Genomic DNA, 14,599 nt, shown 5'->3' with positions numbered 1-14,599 from the left:
GGCAGGCGTGTCCGCGCAAACCGCGCTGCACGTCGACAGTTGTCGACGTGCAACCTAGTTTTCACGAACCCGCGTCTATGTAGCATGGTTCGCGCTTGAATTTTTCTCGACCTTTGCTTGACGATAGCCGGGATTCGCTGGCGGCTCGGACCCGGCGATCCCGTTGGTACGTCTGGCCCGCGTCGTCGCGCCGGTACCCGTAAGCCGAGCCTGTTGTTCCCGCATCCGGGATCTGAGCACGTCGAATTCGCACCCCGGCGCGTCCGGATCGAAGCCGTGCTCGATCAGCCAGCGCGACGCCACCAGGCTGCGCAGCGACCACCAGGCGCGAATCACGGCCCGATCCGCGCCGGCGCCGTAGCCGGCAAGCACCTCGTCCAGGCGTTCCTCGTGCCCGAGCGTCAAGGTGGCGAGGTCGAACATGGCGTCGCCGGGGGCGGCCTCCGACCAGTCGATGACGCCGGTGACCTCGTCGCCATCGACGAACACGTGGGTGATCTGCAGGTCGCCGTGGATGAACACCGGTCTCCACGGCCGGAGCGCGGCCTCGGCGATCTCGCGGTTGTGCCGGATCACCTCGGCGGGCAGAGCGGCGTTGGCGAGCAGCCACGCGCACTCGCGGTCGAGCTCCGCCGCCAGGTCGTCGAGCCTGGGCCCCGGCCACGGCGGCAACGGCGCATCGTGCAGCCTCCGTATGGCGGCACCCGCCGCAGCCCATGCCGCTGGCGACGCGGCCGAGGATTCGCCCAGTACGCCGAGCGCCTTGCCGGGCACAGCCGCGATCGCGAGCACGGGCGGCTCGCGCCAGAGAATCTCCGGGGTCGGTATCGGCGCCATGGCCATCGCCCGGACCTCGACTTCGACGTGCGCCGGGTCGCCGTCGACCTTCAGGAACACGTCGCCGACGCGCAGCGTCGCGCGCTGGCTGTGGGCCACGACGACTTCAACATCATCCATGCCGGCCATTCTGGCGAGAATTGCCGCGATGTCACCGGATTTTGCGTCCCTCTGAGTACCGAACGTTCCCCGCCCAGCTTGTCCAAGTACGACGTGTGGCTTGCGCCGCGGAATCCTCCATCGTCGTGAGCACGCTGGACGCCTGCCGAACCAGGTTCTGCCGGCCCGTGCTCGGCTTGGCGAGCACACCTGCATCGGTCAGCACGTCCCAGATTGAGTCGCCCCGGCGTGTCCGGAGACCGTGTTCGTAGGGTCACGCGACACGTGCGAGCTCGCGCAATGTGCCGGGGCGTGTCCGCGCCACCTGCGCTGCACGTCGACATGTGTTGTCGACGTGCAACCTAGATTTCACAAACCCTCACCTATGTAACATGGTTCGGGCTCGAATCTTGCTTGACCTTTACATGACGTCATTCGGGGTCCGCGGGCAGCCCGGACCTGGCGATCCCGCTGGTACGCCTTGCTCTGACGGACGGCCCTCAACAGTGAGTGTTGAGCCTTCCGATGGCGGTATCTGCGCGCTGTAGAGCAGTGTCGAGGTCGTGCTCCGTCACGGCGGAGATCAGTTCGGGGAAGTCGCGGGCTCGCTTGAGGTCTTCGGCTATTCGGGCAGCGTCGTTTAGGGCCCAGGCCACGCTTGAGGCTTCGCTTCGGACCGTGGTGAGTCGGATGTTCGTCGTCGGCCAGTTGCCCCCGGCGCTGACTGCCATCTGGAAGGACGAGGCGAGAGCACGCAGGCCCCTGGCGTCGGCAGTCGGGGGCGCCCTGAGCGCGTTGCTTGCCTGGCGGCAGATTTCATCAGCTTCGGCGTCAGGGTCCAGGTTCGGTCCGGAGTCATCGTCGGGCTCATCGAGTTCCGGTGAAGGCTCGGCCGTTGGTCGGTCGGCGCCCGCGTCCGCTGTCGGCAAGGGTTCGTCGACGTGCTGGTCCAGAGAGTTCTCGGGGAGGAGCACACCGCTCCCCGGGCTCATCCGGGTAGGTCCAGCCTCCGTCGATGTGGATATCGGTTCGGGCGTCGCAGCCGACGTCGGCGGTTCCGAGTCGCAGCCAGCGAGCGCGAGGCCGATGGCCACGATGGAGGTTCCGGCTACGCCAGCCCTCATCGGATCCTCCGATCGCTTGGCATGCGGAGTGCGGCGGACTCCCGACTCACGCTATCGGCGTGAACGGGCCCCCGCCCTGGGGAGAGCGGGCAAACTCTCGACCCCGCTCGGATACAGGACAAGGGAGTCTCCGGCGTGTCATCAGGCACCCCCCTCCTCCGCGAAGAGCCGCCTTCTCAGAACTTCCGCAGCATGGTGTCCGAGTTCCCAGTCCTGCCGACCGTCACGAAGCCGCACCGCTCGTACAGGGTGCAGGCGGCCGTATTGCCGTCCTCGACACTCAGGCTCAAGCCCTTCCACCCCAGTGTCCGCGCTTGGTTGATGCATCGGGTCAGCAGGGCCGTTCCCACGCCGCGCCCTCGCGCTTCGCTGGTGACAGCCATGCCGATCTCGGGGATGTCGTCGTCGACGTACCCGTACCCGGGTGCTGCAGCCGGGAGTGCTCGTGCCCACACGGCTCCGACCGGCCTGCCTTCGTCCACTGCGACGACTCCGAAGTCGCCCGGTCTGATCCATCCTCCGAGGTAGCGCGCGGTGTGAGTGTCCGCAACGACCTCGCTCCGCGTGAACCGACGAGTGCCGTCCCAGTTGAACGCCTCGAGCATCAGGTCGTAGAGCAGATCGAGATCGTCGTCAGTGGCTGCACGGAACTCCATGACCCGGATCGTTCCATGTCCGAGTTGCCGCAGGCCAGGCTCCCCTTCCTCGTTCCCGGTCCGGGAGCCCATCGTTACCCAGTGCGGTCCAGTACGCCGGCCCTTCGTCCTGAGCAGGCGAGGGCGACTGAACTTTCATTGACGGACCGCCGACCAAGTCGTTCGCCCTGACGATGTGCCGTCAGAGGTGGTCTCACGTCGGCAGGAGAACCTGCACCTGGTCCCGGATCTCCTGCACGAGGTCGTCGACCGGGTCGGCGGCGTTGATCGTCGCGGCCATGCTGACGAACATGATCGCGGACACGATGTGGGCCCGCGTCGCGGCCTGCTGGGCGCTGGCGCGCCCGTCACGCAGCAGGACGGCGGCGATCGCCGCCTCGGTCTGCACGGTCAGGGCGAGTGCTTCGCGGTGGTGTGGCTCCTCGGGATCGCCGAAGATGATCTCTCGCAGGTAGGTCCGCCCGTTGTCGACCTGCTTGCGGTTGCACTGCACGACAGGGCGGACGATCGCCATCACCGCGTCGAGCGGGTCGGTGATGGCTGTGGCCGCTGCCTTGCCCTGTTCGAGCGCTTCAGCGTAGGTCGAGTTCTGCACGAGCAGGAGCAGCTCGCCCTTGTTCTTGGCGTAGAGGAACAGCGTGCCCGCACCGATGTCGGCCCTGTCGGCGATCTCCTGGGTGGTGACGTCATCGACGCCCCGCTCGGCGAACAGCTCGCTCGCGGCGGCCACGATCCGTTCAAGCTTCTGCTGCTTGTTCCGCTCGCGCCGTCCGACCGGCTGGGAGGTGTGTGGCATGGCTGCCCTCCTTCGTTGCTGAGCGGGCTCGATGCTGCCGGCGCTCATTCTTCCATGGTGACCATGGGCGCCCCGGCGCCCCGGCGCCCCGGCGCCGCGGCGCTCCGGGTAGAGGGCCTCGACCGGAGCGCTCAGCGCAGCCTTGACCTGGGTGGTCAGCTCGTCGCCGATGACCTCGTACTCGTCGGCCTCGACGGTGTCGTAGACCTTCGTCACCAGGTCGGCCGGCGCCATCGTGGGCCCGTCCGCATGCGCGGCCATGCGGGTCTCGATGTAGCCCATGTGCACCCAGCCTGCTGGCGACGGAGTGCACGTCCACGAGGAGGGACTCCGCCTTCGCGGCGAGCGCTCGGGCAGCTCGTCGACGTGCTTGCGGAAGGCATCGGTGCGGAATCCGTCACGTTGCCGGAGGTAGACCAGTGCTCGTGCGCCGACCGTCACGCCGATCGCCGAGACGTCGTACCAGCGCGACGTCTCGGCGACCCCGTCTGCCGTGGTTGGTCCGGGCGGACCCACGGCAAGATCATTGAGGCGAACGGCTTCTTCGTCGCGCGATGTGCCGTCGCCATGTCCTGCCTCCGGTCGGTGCGGTGCGGTCAGCGGCCGAGGAACTCGACGGCGACGGCGGCGAACTTCTCGTGGAACTGGAAGATGCCGCCGTGCCCCGAGTCGGGGTAGATGACCAGCTCGGAGCCCTTGATGCGGCGGTGCAGGTCCTCGGAGAGGACCGTGGGCACCATCCGGTCGTTGTCGCCGTTGGCGATCAGGGTGGGCTGTGTGAGCGTCGACAGGTCGGACGGGGCCGAGCGCCCGTACCTCTGGATCGCCTTGAGCTGGGTCCGGAACCCCTTCATCGAGATGTCCTTGTCGCGGTCGACCGTGCGCTCCTTGAGGCGGTTGACGAACGCGCGGGCAGCGGGCTTGCCGGTGGCGTTCCGGTTGAAGAACAGGAACTCCTTCGGGTCCTTCCGGGTCAGGGTCGCGCGCAGGACGTCGTAGTAGGTGGTGGCGACGATCTTGTCGATGTCCTTGCCGCCCCGGGGACCGGTGCCGGTCAGGACGAGCTTGCGGACCAGGTCAGGGTGCTCGGCCGCGAGGTCCTGCGCGATCATGCCACCCAGGGAGAAGGAGAAGATGTCGATCGTGTCGAAGCCGAGGGCCTTGATGAACGTGTAGGCGTCGTCGGCCATGGCCTCGATGCTGTCGGGAACGTTGCCGGTGGAGGCGCCGACGCCTCGGTTGTCGAAGGTGATGACGTGGCGGTTCTTCGCGATGGGGTCCACGATCCGGGGGTCCCAGTTGTCCAGCGTCGCGGCGAGGTGCACGAAGAACACCACGGGGATCCCGCCCTTCGGTCCGAGCTCACGGTAGGCGTAGGTGACGTCGCCGGCGGTGATGGTGCGGGTCGGGGCGTGCGCGTACGAGGTGACGACGGTTTCGTTCGACGTGTTGTCGGTGCTCATGATGTTCTCCTGCTTCCTGGTCTCGACGGCTGAGAAGGGCCTTCAGACCCCGGTGATGACGGACTTGCCGCGGACGCCGCCCTTGCCGAGCGACTGCACGGCCTGCACCGTCTCGTCGAAGTCGAAGACCCGTCCGACGACGGGGCGCAGCACGCCGTCATCGACGAGGGCTGTGATCTGGCGGAGCTGGTCGCCGCTGGCGTGCATGAAGAGGAACTCGTAGGTCACCCCGAGCTTGCGCGCCTGCCGGCGGATCTTCCTGCTGAGCGCTGCCATCGCGAGGCGCAGCACCGGGTTCAGGCCCTTCTCGCGGGCGAACGCGGGGTCGGGCGGCCCGACGATCCCGATCGCCTTGCCACCGGGGCGCAGCACCCGCAGGGACTTCTCGAGGGTCTCCCCGCCGACGCTGTCCAGCACCAGGTCGTACCCGTCCAGGAGCTGCTCGAAGTCCTGGTTGCGGTAGTCGATGACGCTGTCGGCACCCAGCTCCCGGACGAAGTCGGCGTTGCCGGCGCTGGCCGTGGTGGCGACCGTGGCGCCGAGGTGCTTGGCCAGCTGGATCGCGATGGTCCCGACGCCACCGGCGCCGGCGTGGATCAGGACTCGCTGCCCCGGCTGCACGTTGCCCCTCTCGACGAGCGCCTGCCACGCGGTCAGGGCCACCAGCGGCAGCGAGCCCGCCTCTTCCAGGCTGACCGACGCGGGCTTGAGGGCCACCTCGGCCTCGGGTACGGCGATGCGCTCGGCGAAGGTTCCGACGCGGTCGATGCGGTCGAGGCGGGGCTGGGCGTACACCTGGTCGCCGGGCGCGAACCCCCGCACCTTGGCGCCGACGTCGATCACCGTTCCGGCGACGTCGCTGCCCATGACCTGCGGCAGCTCGTACCGGAGCAACGTCTTGTACGACCCCTGCCGGATCTTCTCGTCCACGACGTTGAGCCCGGCGGCCTGGACCTGGACAAGCACGTCGTGCTCACCGACCACGGGCTCGGGGACGTCCGCTTCCTGCAGCGGCTCCTTGTACTCATTGATGACAAACGCGCGCATGATGGCCGTCCTTCTTGGTCTGGTGGTGTGGTGCTGGCTTGTGTCGATGACGGATGAGTGCCGCGACGGGAACTAGCGGTGGAGGACGTCGCGCGCGGCGTCGACGAACTCGCGGTGGTACTGGAAGACGGCGCCTTGGCCGGAATCCGTCACCCTCGCGCCGGGAAGGAGCCGGGCAAGCTCTGCGCCGCTCCTTGCTGCGACATTTCGCTCTCCTGGGGACCTCGCCCCGCCCGATGAGGCCGAGTAGGCTCAATCATGAGCCGCCTCAGAAATATTGTCAAGAGGGGGCCGCTTGGAACACGGACGCAGGCCGACCGGGCGCCGCGAGCGGGCCAAGCAGGACAAGCGCGAGCGGATCTTGCTCGCGGCCCCGAGAGCTGCTTGCGCAGCGCGGCGCTCGACCTGCTGATCGCGGGTAGTCGCGGCCGTCGGCGCCGACGTCCTGGTGCTGTCTGGCCTCGCCAGCAACCTGCTGGGACTCGCATTCGGCCTCGTGGCCGGCGCCTGCTGGGCGGCGTACATCGTCCTGAACCGGGTGGTCGGGGCGCGGCTGCCCGGGTTGCAGGTATCGGCCGTGGCTAGCGCGCTGTACGCGCTGGGCGACCTCCCCGTCCTCGTAAAGGTCGGCGTCCACGGCGGCTGGGACGTCAGTATCGCCTGGCAGGTCCTTGCTGCCGGCCTGTTGTGCTCCGTCGTGCCGTTCGCCGCCGACGTCACGGCCTGACGTACCGTCCCGCCGCGGCTGTTCGGCGTCCTGTCCAGCGCCCAACCCGCACTGGCGGCCCTGTCCGGCCTGCTCCTGCTGGAGCAGCACCTGACGCTGCACCAGCTGATCGGCATCGGCATCGTGATCACGGCCAACGTCCTCGCCGTCACCACCCTTCGACGCGGACGAGGATCACGGCGCTTGTGCTCGCGCTGTGCACGAGCGCGGCGTCGTATCGGATTTCGTCAGCGCTGACGGTGCCGTCGAGCAGATCGATCCGGGCCATGGCGTCGGCCGTCTGACGGACGGAGGTCAGCGGGGGCAGCGCCAACGCGGCCTCTGGTGTCGTGACGACCGTCCTGGTCGGCCCTGCACCCACCTTGGTCGCCGCCGGCCGGTGCAACGTACTTTGCGCACCGAGCGTGACACGCCCGAGGTCGCGCAAGGTAGGAAGGCGAGTCCGCGCAATCTTCGTTGCACCTCGACACTGTTTGTGTCGACGTGCAGCCTAGATTGATCGATCCTGCACATGCGCTTCCTAAGCGTCTGCGCCTGACTCGTTCAACACAGGTGAACGAGTACTCCGGGCGGGAGAGATAGCGTGCGCACGTGGGCTACGAACATCGGGTTGTCGCAGGTGTGCTCTATCGAGGTGGTGCTGTGTTGCTGGGGCTTCGGTCCGCGTCGCGTCGCTGGTGCCCGGGCGTGTGGGATCTTCCGGGTGGTCACATCGAACCAGGCGAAAGTACGGTTGTTGCCCTGGCTCGCGAGTTGCGCGAGGAACTCGGTATCGAGGCCCTCGTCGAGCCGACGGTGCTGTTCAGGATTGAGTCAGACGACATGGCGCTCGACGCTCACCTCGTCGCCGAGTGGGCCGGCCGCATCACCAACAGGGCGCCCGACGAACACGACGACCTGCGGTTCTTTAGTGCCCAGGACTTCCCTTGCCTAGCATTCGCTCACCCGCTGTACCCGAGTCTTCTGGTGGACCTCATCGCGGCGCAGCGGTGACATGGCGCGTGCCTCCGGCTTGTCGTCGCGAGTAGTTGGCCTACCCTTCGCAACCTCGGCGACACTCCCGAGACCGCGCAAGGTACCGCGGCCGTCGACGGTCTGTGGTCGCCGGTCGCGGGCGCACGCCGGTGCAGCCTACTCTGCGCGACCGGCTCAACACGCCCGAGATCGCGCGAGGTCTGCAGGGTTGTCCGCGCAGTGTGCGTTGCACGTCGACACCCTTGTCGGCGGCGGTGTCGGTTCCGGCATGCCGAGCTGCAGAACGCGGCAGGTCGTCCGACTCGAGCCCCCAGCAGTTCGACAGCAGCGCCCCTACAGGATGGAGCGCTTGAAGAATACGGCCGAGTCCTCGTAGCCCAGGCGTTGGTAGAAGCCGCCGGCGCGTCGGCTGGCCAGGGAGACTTAGGCGCACCCCTGTCCGTACGCCCAGTCCTCGGCGTACGCCACGAGCGCGGCCCCGATGCCCGACCTGCGTCGGACCGGGTCGACCATGACCTCCTCGATCCAGCAAACAGGTCCGTTCGCGAGGAACGTCAGGTGCGTGGACGCCAGCAGGTAGCCGACGACGGCGTCGGGCTCGTCCTGCGGCGTGGCGATGGCGACGAGTGTGTCTGAACGGGCAATGAGCGCCGCGAAGCTGCCGTCGAACGCAGGGCGCTCCGGCGTGAAGCTGGTGGCGAAGTCCCGTGCCAGGGGCCAAACCCGGTGGCCGTCGTCGGGGCGGGCTGGGCCGATGGCGATCATGGGGCAAGCCTAGGTACACCCGGATGATCGCTGATCCTCCGGTGCCTGGCGGACGCATCGGCGATGAGGCCGCCTCATCCTCCCGGTTCGGAGTGGAACTCGCGGCTGTAGCACCCGCCGAACGGGGGAGGGGGTGACTGCTGTCGGCGCGCCGTCCCTCGCCTTCGCGTGCGTACCGGTCGTCAACGCGGGCGAGGCGCGTGTGCATCGGTTACAGGCGGGTGGCATCGCGCCGGTACACCGCCGCGGTCTCGGGCGGGTGTGGTGCAAGCGGTGCGGGCGTGTTCCTTGGTCCAGCTGGCGGGGTCGTGGAGCCTCCGTTGCATGGGTGACTGCTGCACGGGGAGGAGGCAGCCGTCGTCAGGCGGCGGAATGGCCTGCGGAGCCATGCGCAGCCGACGGCCTGGCGTTGGTGCGCCAGTTGCCGACACCAACAGAAGGCAGATTTTCCGGCCGCCATCTCTCGCTAGGTGCCTGCGAAGCCGCCATCTCAGAGCTCCCGCAGCATGGTGTCCGAGTTCCCTGTCCTGCCGACTGTCACGAAGCCGCACCGCTCGTACAGGGTGCGGGCGGCCGTGTTGCCGTCCTCGACACTCAGGCTCAAGCCCTTCCACCCCAGTGTCCGGGCTTGGTTGATGCACCGGGTCAGCAGGGCCGTTCCCACGCCGCGCCCTCGAGCTTCGCTGGTGACAGCCATGCCGATCTCGGGGGTGTCGTCGTCGACGTAGTCCCGCTTCCGCAACCTGACCCACTACATCGCCCGATCACTCCTCGAGGTCGACGGCTTCAGACGAGACTTCACACTTCAGACCCGACTACACCCTCAGATCGGATGAGCCATTAAACGAGTAGCGCCTGTCTGGACGCACTGGGACTATTGCGCGCATGACAAAGAACGGGACATCGGCCGCGCAAAGGTGCATCTTCTGCGCCATTGCGGCCCGACAGGCCGAGGCCAGCGTGGTGTACGAGGACGAGACCGTTGTGGCCTTCATGGATCTGAACCCCGTCACCCCCGGCCACCTTCTTGTCGTGCCACGCGAGCACGCGGTGGGCCTCGAAGACCTCGACGGAGCCACCAGCGCTCGTGTGTGGTCCGTCGGCCACCAGATGGCACGGGCCCTGCGGCGCTCAGGCCTACGCTGCGACGGGATCAACATCTTCCTCGCTGACGGCGAGGTCGCGTTCCAGGAGGTGTTCCACTTCCACTTGCACGTCTTCCCTCGCTACGCAGGTGATGGCTTCTCGATAGATGCCGAGTGGAAGGAACGTGAGCGGTCGCTCCTGGACGCCGAGGCCGAAGCGATCAAAGACGCCATCGCGTCGACGCACCGACTGGTGGGGTTCGACGGGCTCGAGCACGCTGATGCCGTGAGCGCGACGCCGAGACCGCAGATCCCGGCGGACCCAGCGAGCAGCGCGCACACTCGACGCCTAACCGATCTTCCTCACACCGCGGGGAGCGGACCAGCCGGACCGTCATAGTCGGCCGTTGCTGGTGCTTCGAGGGAAAGACGTCAGGCACGAAGGTCGCACGGCGCTCCTCCTAGGCGAAGTCCGCCCAGATGCGCTGCTGCGCACCGTCGACGGTCATCGAGCCGCCGTAGGGGACGATCCACTGGGGGCGTGTATGGCCGAACGGCACGCCGACGACGATGACGGCGTCAGGGTTGTAGCGCTGCACCGTCTCGATGGCGGCATCGCGCTGCTCGGCACGCTTAGCGGCTCGCTCCGCCGATGTGCGGTGGACCTCGAAGGACGAGGTCGGCGGTCGGGCCACGACGACGGCGTCGAGTGCGTCGAGGAGGCCACGCTCGCCGAGCGAACGCAGGATCCAGCCGAACTCCCGTACGGGAGTGAGGAGCTCGGAACCTTCGAGCAGCAGGACGCCGCCCTGCAGGACGGCAGGGTCCACCGGGAACCGGCCAGCGGTCAGGATCCACTCGATCACCTCGATGCAGCCTCCCCAGGTCCGGCCGGTGACGGACCGCTCGGGTCCGGCCCACGTCCACGGCTCGGTGGGTTCGCGGTCGCCATACTCGGTGAGCGCTGCCGGGTCCAGCCAGTCCTTGCCGATGTCCTCGGACTCGCCGGGTTCGGTGATCTCCAGGCGCTCACCCGTGAGCAGGGCGGCGCGCAGCGAGGCGGTGTGGACCGGGTCGACGGCGGGTCCGGGGCCGAGGTGGACCTGGGTGGATCCGCCGTAGAAGCCCGCGATGCCGTGGGTCCACAGCCAGTTGAGGAGGTTGGTGTTGTCGCTGTAGCCGAGGAACGGCTTCGGGTCGGCCCGCACCCGGTCGGCGTCGAGGTGAGGGATCACGGTGATCTGGTCCTCGCCGCCGATGGTGGCCAGGACCGCCCGGATGCCGGGGTCGGCGAACGCCGCGTTGAGGTCGGCGGCGCGGTCCTGCGGTGTCGCGCCCAGCTGGCGAGTGGTCGGGTACTCGACGGGGATCAGGCCGGTGATCTCCTGCAGCCGCGCCATGGCCTGTTCGTGCACGGCGGGCGCGAAGCCCGGCGCGGCGAACGACGGTGAGACGACGGCGACCTTGTCCCCGGGGGCGGCCTTGCGGGGCGATGCGAGCTCCATGACGGACAAGGTGCCACACAGGAGGACGGGTGGGAGACGGCTTTTCATCTGACCTGGGTAGCAGTGCCGAATCGACCTCGATCTCTCGAAGCCTCCGGATCTTGCCATGACCGTTCGAAACGCTTCGACGCAGTCTGGAACGCTTGGTGTCACCCAGGTCACCACATCGAGGCGCTGCGCAGAGTCTGGGGGTTGCGCGCCTCCGAATCCAAGCCCTATCGTGTTGAAACGCTTCGAATGGGGACCCATCGAAGTGATTGCTGGGCTGGACACGACGCGGCGAGCGATCGCCGCTCATCAACCACAGCGTGCTCGACGGCGAGCCACGACTGCCTGTCGAGCGCCACCGTGCGCAAAGAAGGGCACACCGTGAAGAGTTCCCAACGCAAGAAGTTCGCCGACCTGGCGGCGGGCCGGGTAAGCCGAACGGCATTTCTCAGACGCCTGACCACGGGGATCGCCGCCGCGACGCTGGCGGTCGGCGTATCGACTACCAGCTCGACGCCCCACGCGTCAGCCGACACGATGACGCAGCTGAACGCATCGCAGGTTGTCGCAGACATGGGCGCCGGCTGGAACCTCGGGAACAGCCTGGAGGCCACCGTCGACGGGCTCCCGAGTGAGACCGCCTGGAACAACCCGACCGTGACCCAGGCTCTGATCGACAGGGTTCAGGCGGCGGGATTCAAGACGATCCGGATTCCCGTGTCCTATCTGAACCACATCGGGTCCGGGCCGAGCTACACGATCAGCCCTTCCTGGCTGAACCGAGTCCAAGAGGTCGTCGACTACGCCCACAGCCGGGGCATGTACGTGGTGATCAACATGCACGGCGACGGTTACAAGAGCGTCGCCGGTTCCTGGTTGATCTGTGACGCGTCCGACCAGACGACGATCAAGGCCAAGTACCAGAGCGCGTGGCAGCAGATCGCCACCAAATTCAAGGACTACGACGATCGTCTGATCCTCGAGTCCATGAACGAAGAGTTCGACGGGCAGTACGGCGATCCCACTGAGCCGTGCTACTCGAACATCAACAGCTACAACCAGATCTTCGTCGACACCGTGCGGCAATCTGGCGGGAACAACAGCTCGAGGTGGCTGCTCGTGCCCGGCTGGAACACGAACATCGAGTACACCGCAGGGGACTACGGCTTCGTGATCCCGAACGACAGCCACCGATCACCCTCGATTCCCAGCAGCGAGCAGCGGATCATGATCTCCGTCCACTACTACTCTCCGTGGGACTTCGCTGGGGAGGAGAACGGCAACATCACCCAGTGGGGTACCGGTGCGACCAATCCGTCCAGGACGTCCACCTGGGGGCAGGCGGACTACATGGATGCGCAGCTGAAGATGACCTACGACGCGTTCGTCACGCGTGGGTACCCAGTCGTCGTCGGCGAGTACGGCTCGATCGACAAGTCGTCGCACGACTCGACGAACAATCGGTACCGTCAGGACTTCGCGCGCGCACTCGTGGCCACCGCGAAGAAGTACGGAGCCGCCACCATCTACTGGGACAACGGCGTCAACGGGCAGTACGGGTTCGGGCTGTTCAACCGCTCCACCAACGCGGTGACCCAGCCGGGCATCGTCGACGCCATCATGAGCGGCCTCGGGGAAAGCCAGGGCCAACCGTCCGGTTCGACCGCGATCGTGGGCGCGGCGTCGAACCGCTGCCTGGACATCCCGAACTCCTCGACGACGAACGGGACGCAGGCGCAGCTGTGGGACTGTTGGCAGAGCTCCGGGCAGGCGTTCGCCCGCACGTCCGCCGGTGAGCTGAAGGTCAACGGCAAGTGCCTCGAGGCGGCGGGCTGGGGCTCGGCCGACGGCACCAGGGCGGCGATCTGGGACTGCACGGGCGGCGCGAACCAGCGCTGGACCGTGAACTCGAACGGCACCATCACCAACGTCCACAACGGACGTTGCCTCGACGCCAACGGCGCCGCTACCGCCAACGGCACCCAGATCATCCTCTGGACCTGCCACGGTGGCAGCAACCAGCGCTGGACCTTCCTGTAGACCTGGCCGTCTGAGCAGCGTCGTCCGGAGCGTTGGAACGGCGTCGGCCCGCGGGGCCGACGCCGTTCGGTGTCTCAGGTCATGCGCTCGCCCGCAGCCACAGCTGGTTGTCGCCGCCGTGGCAGGGATAGACCTTCAGGATCGTTCCGTTCAACGTCGATCGCCCATCACGGGTGGGAGGGCGCCTTCAGCCGCGCGTGGCGGACGTGGCCGCCCCCGTGGGAATTCGTGGCTCGGGGAACCACAGATCGCACTGGACCGTGTCACCGGGGTCATAGGTCACCCCATCGGCAGGATCCACACCCCGGTACTCCGGACGGATCTGACGCAGACGCGGTGGGCGTTGACTTCGACCGCTAACGCGCGTAAGTTGCACTGCACCTAACGCGCGTTAGGAGTCGACGGAGACGGAGAGATCAGTGAGTGCGACCGGGAGAAGCGGGCGCGGCGCCACGATGGGCGACGTCGCGGAGCGGGCCAGCGTCTCGCGCACCACGGTGTCGTTCGTCCTCAACGACCGGCCTGGCGCGGGAATCCCCGCGGAGACGCGCCGTCGGGTGCTCGACGCAGCGGCCGCCCTCGGCTACCGGCCGAACGCTGGTGCTCGTGCGCTGGCTGCCCGCCGGAGCGACTGGTACGGCATCGTCACCGAGATCGTCACGGCTCCTTTCGCCGTCGAGGTCATCAAGGGCGCCCACGACCGCGCCGCGGAGCGGGGCAAGTTCTTGCTGATCGCGTCCAGCGAGTCAGGGGGGGCCGACGAGGCCACCGAGATCGAGAAGTTGCTCGAGCAGCGGGCCGAAGGGCTGATCTACGCCGCCACGTGGCATCGCGCGGTCCGCGTGCCCGACGTCGTGCGCGAGGTGCCCGCCGTCCTCGTCAACTGCTTCGACGCGGACGGCACGCTCCCGTCCGTGGTGCCCGACGAGGTGGGCGGCGGTAGGCGCGCGACGCAGCGGCTGTTGGATGCCGGGCACCAGCGCATCGGCATCATCACGCTCGACCCGGGCATGCCCGCGAGCGTCGGACGCCTTCAGGGCTACGAAGCCGCGCTCTCCGCCGCGCAGGTGGCGATCGACTCCCGACTGGTCGTGGCGGCCGACGCAACCGCCGACGGCGGGTACAGCGCCGCGAACCAGCTCCTCGACCTCGACGTTCCTCCGACCGCCATCTTCTGCGGCAACGACCGTATGGCGATGGGCGCGTACGACGCGATCAAGGAACGCGGGTTGTCGATCCCGGGTGACGTCGCCGTCGTGGGGTTCGACAACCAGGAGGTCATCGCGGCGTACCTGCGCCCGCGGCTCACCACTGTCGCCCTCCCCTTCCAGGAGATGGGCGCACGCGGCGTGGACATGCTCGCCGCGATCGCAGCCGGGCAGCCGCCCGCCGTGTCGTCCACGACGGTCGACTGCCCGCTGCTCGAACGATCGTCGGTCTGACGCCAATCAACCCCGACGACCACACCCACCCTTCGCCTTCACTGTTGAAG

General features: G+C 67.7%; 15 protein-coding genes. 5 read left to right on the top strand and 10 right to left on the bottom strand.

Annotated features, from left to right (window positions below):
- Positions 1 to 75 precede the first annotated feature (75 nt).
- From PZC42_RS16515 to PZC42_RS16490, 6 genes are all read right to left on the bottom strand, one after another.
- Positions 76 to 957 (bottom strand): phosphotransferase family protein, encoded by an 882-nt coding sequence (locus tag PZC42_RS16515; protein WP_277212693.1) that lies wholly within the window; start codon positions 955 to 957, stop codon positions 76 to 78.
- A 479-nt stretch (positions 958 to 1,436) separates the two neighbouring features.
- Entirely contained in the window at positions 1,437 to 2,060 is a 624-nt protein-coding gene (locus PZC42_RS16510) for a hypothetical protein (protein WP_277212692.1), read from the bottom strand.
- Positions 2,061 to 2,236: 176 nt separating this feature from the next.
- Positions 2,237 to 2,788: a GNAT family N-acetyltransferase gene (locus tag PZC42_RS16505; protein ID WP_277212691.1), complete on the bottom strand. Its 552-nt coding sequence runs from the start codon at positions 2,786 to 2,788 to the stop codon at positions 2,237 to 2,239.
- 121 nt (positions 2,789 to 2,909) lie between these two features.
- Positions 2,910 to 3,512, bottom strand: coding sequence for a TetR/AcrR family transcriptional regulator (locus PZC42_RS16500; RefSeq protein ID WP_277212724.1), 603 nt, complete (start codon positions 3,510 to 3,512; stop codon positions 2,910 to 2,912).
- 596 nt (positions 3,513 to 4,108) lie between these two features.
- Entirely contained in the window at positions 4,109 to 4,975 is an 867-nt protein-coding gene (locus PZC42_RS16495) for an alpha/beta fold hydrolase (RefSeq protein ID WP_277212690.1), read from the bottom strand.
- Positions 4,976 to 5,017: 42 nt separating this feature from the next.
- Complete coding sequence (locus PZC42_RS16490) at positions 5,018 to 6,022, bottom strand: NADP-dependent oxidoreductase (RefSeq protein WP_277212689.1); 1,005 nt, start codon at positions 6,020 to 6,022, stop codon at positions 5,018 to 5,020.
- A 448-nt stretch (positions 6,023 to 6,470) separates the two neighbouring features.
- Between PZC42_RS16490 and PZC42_RS16485 the strand changes: the two genes are divergently transcribed.
- Positions 6,471 to 6,749 (top strand): DMT family transporter, encoded by a 279-nt coding sequence (locus tag PZC42_RS16485; RefSeq protein ID WP_277212688.1) that lies wholly within the window; start codon positions 6,471 to 6,473, stop codon positions 6,747 to 6,749.
- Positions 6,750 to 6,897: 148 nt separating this feature from the next.
- Here PZC42_RS16485 and PZC42_RS16480 read toward each other — a convergent pair whose 3' ends face one another.
- Complete coding sequence (locus PZC42_RS16480) at positions 6,898 to 7,176, bottom strand: hypothetical protein (RefSeq protein ID WP_277212687.1); 279 nt, start codon at positions 7,174 to 7,176, stop codon at positions 6,898 to 6,900.
- A 164-nt stretch (positions 7,177 to 7,340) separates the two neighbouring features.
- Here PZC42_RS16480 and PZC42_RS16475 point away from each other — a divergent pair, with 164 nt between their 5' ends.
- A complete protein-coding gene (locus tag PZC42_RS16475) occupies positions 7,341 to 7,742 on the top strand; it encodes an NUDIX domain-containing protein (protein WP_277212686.1) in 402 nt (133 codons plus the stop codon).
- A gap of 405 nt (positions 7,743 to 8,147) precedes the next feature.
- Here PZC42_RS16475 and PZC42_RS16470 read toward each other — a convergent pair whose 3' ends face one another.
- Both PZC42_RS16470 and PZC42_RS16465 read right to left on the bottom strand, forming a co-directional pair.
- On the bottom strand, positions 8,148 to 8,489 hold the full coding sequence (locus PZC42_RS16470) for a GNAT family N-acetyltransferase (RefSeq protein ID WP_277212685.1): 342 nt from the start codon (positions 8,487 to 8,489) through the stop codon (positions 8,148 to 8,150).
- A 490-nt stretch (positions 8,490 to 8,979) separates the two neighbouring features.
- Positions 8,980 to 9,186 carry a GNAT family N-acetyltransferase gene (locus tag PZC42_RS16465; protein WP_368860277.1) on the bottom strand — a complete coding sequence of 69 codons (207 nt, stop codon included), beginning with the start codon at positions 9,184 to 9,186 and terminating at the stop codon, positions 8,980 to 8,982.
- Positions 9,187 to 9,374: 188 nt separating this feature from the next.
- On the opposite strand from PZC42_RS16465, the gene PZC42_RS16460 reads away from it, so the two are divergent.
- Positions 9,375 to 9,974: an HIT family protein gene (locus PZC42_RS16460; protein WP_277212683.1), complete on the top strand. Its 600-nt coding sequence runs from the start codon at positions 9,375 to 9,377 to the stop codon at positions 9,972 to 9,974.
- 61 nt (positions 9,975 to 10,035) lie between these two features.
- Here the strand turns inward: PZC42_RS16460 and PZC42_RS16455 are convergent, their stop codons facing one another.
- Positions 10,036 to 11,079 (bottom strand): S66 family peptidase, encoded by a 1,044-nt coding sequence (locus tag PZC42_RS16455; protein ID WP_277212682.1) that lies wholly within the window; start codon positions 11,077 to 11,079, stop codon positions 10,036 to 10,038.
- Between the two features lie 192 nt (positions 11,080 to 11,271).
- Between PZC42_RS16455 and PZC42_RS16450 the strand changes: the two genes are divergently transcribed.
- Both PZC42_RS16450 and PZC42_RS16440 read left to right on the top strand, forming a co-directional pair.
- Positions 11,272 to 13,107, top strand: a complete 1,836-nt coding sequence (locus PZC42_RS16450) for a cellulase family glycosylhydrolase (protein ID WP_277212681.1) — start codon at positions 11,272 to 11,274, stop codon at positions 13,105 to 13,107.
- A 419-nt stretch (positions 13,108 to 13,526) separates the two neighbouring features.
- Entirely contained in the window at positions 13,527 to 14,549 is a 1,023-nt protein-coding gene (locus PZC42_RS16440; RefSeq protein WP_277212680.1) for a LacI family DNA-binding transcriptional regulator, read from the top strand.
- Positions 14,550 to 14,599: the final 50 nt, after the last annotated feature.

The sequence above is a fragment of the Isoptericola croceus genome (genome assembly GCF_029382255.1).
Classification (GTDB): Bacteria; Actinomycetota; Actinomycetes; order Actinomycetales; family Cellulomonadaceae; genus Isoptericola; species Isoptericola croceus.
Note: the sequence above shows the minus strand (reverse complement) of the source record. Positions and strands in the feature narration are given on the sequence as shown.